5 protein-coding genes are annotated in these 4,451 nt (G+C 59.1%); 4 read left to right on the top strand and 1 reads right to left on the bottom strand.

Going from position 1 to position 4,451, the window contains the following annotated elements; translation table 11 throughout:
- Positions 1-189: helix-turn-helix domain-containing protein (locus M3I53_RS37720; RefSeq protein ID WP_254320670.1), on the bottom strand; the 189-nt coding region annotated here is incomplete at its 3' end.
- A 535-nt stretch (positions 190-724) separates the two neighbouring features.
- Between M3I53_RS37720 and M3I53_RS37715 the strand changes: the two genes are divergently transcribed.
- The 4 genes from M3I53_RS37715 to M3I53_RS37700 all read left to right on the top strand — a co-directional run.
- Positions 725-2,401 (top strand): glycosyltransferase family 39 protein, encoded by a 1,677-nt coding sequence (locus M3I53_RS37715; protein ID WP_254320794.1) that lies wholly within the window; start codon positions 725-727, stop codon positions 2,399-2,401.
- 67 nt (positions 2,402-2,468) lie between these two features.
- On the top strand, positions 2,469-2,858 hold the full coding sequence (locus M3I53_RS37710) for a transposase (RefSeq protein WP_254320793.1): 390 nt from the start codon (positions 2,469-2,471) through the stop codon (positions 2,856-2,858).
- Positions 2,855-3,193, top strand: a complete 339-nt coding sequence (tnpB, locus tag M3I53_RS37705; RefSeq protein ID WP_254320792.1) for an IS66 family insertion sequence element accessory protein TnpB — start codon at positions 2,855-2,857, stop codon at positions 3,191-3,193. Before M3I53_RS37710 ends, tnpB begins: the two co-directional genes overlap by 4 nt.
- Before the next feature lie 57 nt (positions 3,194-3,250).
- Positions 3,251-4,451 (top strand): IS66 family transposase (locus tag M3I53_RS37700; protein WP_254320791.1); only part of this gene is annotated, 1,201 nt, incomplete at its 3' end.

Genomic DNA, 4,451 nt, shown 5'->3' with positions numbered 1-4,451 from the left:
GAGCAACGGCCGGTGGTGAGAAATCTCCTGCAGCGCAGCCTCACCGCCTCGATCGTACAGTTCCTTAAATCGGTAGAAGCTGTCGCGCGAGTAACCCATCACGCGACAGGCCTGGCTGACGTTGCCGAGTTGCCGGGCCAACTCAAGTATGCCGACCTTGGCACGAATTACCTTCTGCTCCTGAGTCATGGCGGACTCCTTGCTGTTCGCGGCGCGCATTGTCGCTACGGGCTACGCCCTCCGCGCCAAAGCGCACCAGCATGAGAAACCAACCACTGTCAGATTTAGTCTAGTCCACTGCAGCTCAGGTCTACCAGTCGAAAAGTCGCACGACCGCGCGAGCCGTTACGATCGTCGCCCTTTGACCAACTCAGCACTTCGGTTTTATAGGTTCCTCTCCGTTCTGTTCCTGCGCCACCCTCGCGAAATCGGTCGTCGGACAGACTCGCGCCCCGACCTTTGCGAGCGCAACGCAGAAGAACAATCACGTTTTGTTAGCAAGTCCTTTTACCCATACCGGCTACTGGCCGGGGGTATAATCCTCGCTTTCCGTGGTCGGCTGGTAACAACGATACCGGCCATACGACACACTCTGGCAGGGTTATTCAAGCCGCAATTGCTCGACAGAAACCATGAGTGGAAAGCAGTCTTCGAGATATCTTCCGTCACGATGGCGGGCCACTTCGCTCGCCGCAATAACATTGCCCGCCTACAGCGTCTCCATATGTCCAATAACAACGACGACCAACCTGTTCAACCGTCGAATGTAAGTCCTACCGACGTCGCAGGATCACCGTCAAACGACCGCTACCGCTTCCGCCCAAGCGACTTCTACGTTCTAAGCATTTTGCTAGCAATTTTCTGGGTGGGCGTGCTTCGTCACATTCAGGTGCCGGGGCTCTATATGGATGCGGTCAATCCAGACTATCTTGCCGCACGCACGCTCGAGCCCGAAATCCACAACCCCGCCTGGATCATACCAACTAAGTGGTTTCCTATCTTGGGCAACCTTTACCACGGTGTGCAGACCTATTACCTCGCGATACCGATCGACGCGGTGTTCGGGATGAACATAGTCTCCGTAAGGCTCGGCCAGGCATTATTCGGCGCGGTGATCGTCGCACTGTCATTTGCAATTGTGATACGCATTACCGGAAATCGCTTGCTAGCCTTTGTTGCAGCAGCGGGCCTCGCTACGGACATAGCATTCATCGCATCGTTCAGAACACAGAATTACATCATTCTTGCCGGCGAAGTGTGGCTATTTTTCTCCATCCTATGCCTGCTGAAACCGGGCCTCGGCCGCAGCACTGCCTGGCGCCCCTTTCTATCGGGCGTTTGCTTCGGCTTGGCTGCATACGGATACTTCGTCTTTCTCTTTTTTGGGCCAGCCATGCTCTGGCTCGCCGGAAGCACTGCTACAGGCAAATCCAAACGAGACCTTGCTATTTGGATTGGCGGCGTAGTAGTAGGCATGCTTCCCTACGTGGCGGGTTACGCTTCACTTATCGTCGCGCTAGGGGGCGTCCCGAACGCAATTGCGTGGGTTCAGGCAGCACTGCACAACCTCAGCCCGTTTTCCTCGCAGCTATCCATATGGGGGGACGTGATAAATGCTGGCCGCCTTTCGCAATATGCGATGACCAATACGAGCAACGAGCTCATGCTGCTCGGCGGAGGTCTGCACGCAACGTGGCCGAACCTGCGTCTCGCAGGCATGATTGTCGTCTTGCTCTGCGGACTTGCCACCGCACTCACGTTTGAACGGGCGTCAGGCGCGAGCCGCCAAACTTCTGCCCTGCTAATTGCTTTACCGATCGTCTATATTTTTGCCGCATCACCGCTTGGCACGCGTCTGTGGGCTCATCATTTTTCCGTTCTCATACCGCTCGGCTATCTTTCCGGCGCGATCGCAGCGAACGCACTAATGTCGCGCAAGAACGATGGGCTGCAAAAATTGGCAAAGGTTACCTCTAAGGTCGTCTACGCGGTCGGCATCGTCGTGCTGTGCCTGAACGTGCGCCAGCAAAACCACTTCTATTCCCAACTCGAAGAAACCGGTGGTGTCGGGATGGCGACGAGCGCTTTAACGAGCTTAGCCAACGAAGCACGACCATTGAAGACAAGCGTGGTCTATGTTTTCCCCGACTGGGGCTTCTTCATGTCGTTTGCATTGCTAACAAATAACCAAGTACCTTATGCGCTGGAACTTTCACCATATGTGATATCGCAATATCGCCAGACCGCGAACGAAATACGCGTCGCGTTCTGGAAGGAGGTTGATGTGCAAAAATACTCTGCTTTACTAAGTCAATACGGCATCCACAATCTGCAAGTAGAAACATTTCGACGCAATGATGGGGCGCCCGCCTTCTACCTGCTACGCGGCTCTTTCAGATGAGTCGGTAGGCCACACCGGATTGCGTCAGATAGGCGCTCCCGTCGCAATGGGACGAATAAGCGGACACGTGAACACTCTCGTCGAAGAAGGAATGCCCTCCGAACGCCGACGCCGGCGACGCTACAGTGAGGAGTTCAAGGCCAAGGTCGTAGCTGCTTGCCACGGAACCGGCGTATCAGTAGCGGCGGTCGCGCTGGAGCACAGGCTCAACGCGAACTTGCTGCGACGCTGGATCGACCAGGCAGAAGGCAAGGCTCCGAAGGGCCTGGCGGGCCGTCCGGCAGATCCGCAACCGGTACCCGCGCCGGCATTTGTGCCGGTTGTCCTGGAAACCCGAAACACGCATTCGGCGGAGATCCGCATCGAAGTGCGCCGAGGAGATCAAGCGGTCACGGTAAGCTGGCCGATCTCGGAGGCAGCCCAGTGTGCAGCCTGGCTGCGCGAGTGGTTGCGGTGATCCGGGTCGACGAGGTCTGGCTGGCTGTCGATCCACTGGACATGCGCGCCGGCTTCGACACGGCACTGGCGCGCGTGGTCAAGGTGTTCGGCGCCGCGCATCCGCACCACGCCTATCTGTTTGCCAACCGCCGGGCCAATCGGATGAAGGTGCTCGTTCATGACGGGATCGGCATCTGGCTGGCAGCACGACGCCTGAATCAAGGACAGTTCGTCTGGCCGCACGCCGGCAGCGAGCCGAAGCAGCACGCGCTGACGCACGAACAGCTGGCTGGCCTGGTGCTGGGGCTGCCGTGGCAGCGCATTGGACAGGATGGCGTGATCCGCATCGTATGACGGCGACGTAAACAGTTTCGCTTCACCGGTGTGTGGGCTTCTGGCAGACTGGTCTGCATGAACCTGCCCACCGATCTTGACTCCCTCAGTCCGGACCAGCTGCGTGCCCTCGCAGTGCAGCTGATTGCCGAGGTGCAGGTGAAGGACCGGGAGGTCAGTGAGCGGGATCGGGAGCTGCATTACCGGCAGACCCGCATCGACCAGCTGTCACACGAGATCGCGATCCTCAAGCGCCAGCAGTTCGGCCGGCGCAGCGAGCAGCTCAATAGCGAGCAGATGAGCCTGCTCGAGGAAGCCATCGATGGCGACGTGGCTGCCATCGAGATGGAGCTCGAACAGCTCAAACCCTCGTCGGCTGAACGGCAACGCGAGCAGCCCAAACGCACGCCGTTGCCGCCGCAGTTGCCTCGCACCGACATCCACCACGAGCCTGTCAGCACGGCGTGTCACTGCGGCTGCGAGCGCGTGCGAATCGGCGAGGACATCAGCGAGAAGCTGGACTACGCACCGGGCGTGTTTACGGTGGAGCGGCATATCCGGGGTAAATGGGTATGCCGCAAGTGCGAGACGCTGATCCAGGCACCGGTGCCCGCACACGTCATCGACAAGGGCATCCCGACCGCCGGCCTGCTTGCGTCGGTACTGGTCAGCAAATATGCAGACCACCTCCCCCTGTACCGCCAGGAACAGATCTTTAGCCGCGCGGGCCTCGCGATACCGAGATCCACGCTGGGCGCGTGGGTGGGCATGTGCGGTGCGCAGCTTCAGCCGCTGGTCGACGCACTGCGCCATGAGATTCTGCAACAACGCGTGCTGCACGCCGATGAAACGCCAGTGCAGATGCTCAGCCCAGGCAAGGGTAAGACGCACCGTGCGTACCTGTGGGCGTATACGTCCACTCAGTTCAGCGACCTGCCCGGGGTAGTCTACGACTTCGCCGACAGCCGCGCCGGTGCACATGCCCGCGCATTCCTCGAAGGCTGGCGCGGCAAGCTGGTGTGCGATGACTACGGCGGCTACAAGGCGTCATTCCAGCAAGGCGTCACCGAGATCGGATGCGCGGCTCATGCACGCCGAAAGTTCTTCGAGTTGCACGCCAACCACAGCAGTCAGGTTGCGGGGCACGCCCTGCCGTTCTTCTCAGCGCTCTACGACATCGAGCGTGACGCAGCAGAACTGAATGTGGATGAGCGATACCGCCTTCGCCAGTCACGGGCCAAACCGGTTTGCGACGCCTTGCACGAATGGCTGACCAAGC

The organism is Paraburkholderia sp. CNPSo 3272 (assembly GCF_024206495.1).
Taxonomy (GTDB): Bacteria; Pseudomonadota; Gammaproteobacteria; order Burkholderiales; family Burkholderiaceae; genus Paraburkholderia.
The sequence above is the reverse complement of the archived record's forward strand: the minus strand, read 5'-3'. Positions and strand labels throughout refer to the sequence as shown.

What these genes read in the sequence shown, in the direction of transcription:
- M3I53_RS37715 (WP_254320794.1), top strand. Translation starts at nt 725, where the DNA reads ATGTCCAATAACAACGACGACCAACCTGTTCAACCGTCGAATGTAAGT.